This window comes from Acinetobacter sp. UBA2063 (assembly GCF_002333245.1).
Lineage (GTDB): Bacteria > Pseudomonadota > Gammaproteobacteria > Pseudomonadales > Moraxellaceae > Acinetobacter > Acinetobacter parvus.
The window spans coordinates 9,802-10,918 of sequence record NZ_DDAH01000143.1 but is presented as its reverse complement, the minus strand read 5'-3'; the positions used below and the strand labels follow the sequence as shown (position 1 = coordinate 10,918).

Below are 1,117 nucleotides of genomic sequence, written 5' to 3'. Positions count from 1 at the left end.
ATAACAGTGCGTAAGTCCTAAATTTATTAAATAAAGAATAATAATTGATGAGTAGAATAGCGTTATTAGGAATCTTTAATAAAAGCCAGATATATATTTTTTAAAATTAAAGATTAAGTAAATAATTGGGGAAAATAAGAGGCCATTCAATGTTTGAAAGTATTAAGAATAAAGTGAATCAGTTGATCAACCCACAAGGGCAAAATTCATTGGATTCAGAAACCTTGGCTTTAATCAACACAATTGTTGAACCTTTGGCACAGGTGGATGCAGCATTGCCGAATCAGGTTTTAAACTATATTGTAAATGGACAAAATCCTGAGGTTTTAATGACCTTACAACAACAGGCAACCGATAAAGCCTGTGCATTGTTGGGTAGTCCTGGCACATATGGATGGTTTTGGCCTTCATCAGAATTGACCAAATCTCAGGAGAAATTATGCAAAGCCTCCCAAAATGCACGTTATAAACTATATATCAATATTTTTTCAAAACTCAGCAGCGAACAGATTATCCGTTATGGCAAATTCCTGGAAGCAGCCACCCAACAACGAAATTACTCTCAATTGTCTAAACAAACCCCTGTATGGTTCGGTTACGTTTTGATTGATGGTTTATTAACCAGTTTTAACCATCAAAGTTTTGATGATCGCCAGAAAAAGTCACATCGTGATCTCTGGACACTGGCAGTACTCAAACAACTGTATTTATCTGAGCCTGAAAATAATATTGAGGGTTTTATTGCAACCTTATTTGAGAGAGATGGGGTTAATAATTATCACCATGATCAGCTTAACGTTTTATTTAAACTTTCCGATAGTGTCGTATTTTTCAATGAACATGCCCAACAGGTTCGGGAGATTTTACCGAAGCTGTCTGCCGCAGCACAGGGGATTTTTTTAGAATTTATTGCTCAACATTCAGACTTGTTGCAACAACAAACTGAGCTGATAATTATGCTTGCGCTTAGTTCAAGTAAAACTGTTCGTGAACAGGCAACCGTATTGTTGTCGCAGCTTAATCAGACAGAAAGTCAGCAATATTTGCAACATTTTCTGTTGAATGGTGAGAGCAAACAGCGCAGTTTTGCGGCGGATTTACTGGCGCGTCTGGGTGA

Annotated in this window: 1 pseudogene; it reads left to right on the top strand. The window is 37.0% G+C overall.

From position 1 onward, the window contains the following. Nucleotides 1-149: 149 nt before the first annotated feature. A pseudogene (locus B4H32_RS06540) lies at nt 150-1,117 on the top strand (hypothetical protein); the annotation flags it as partial.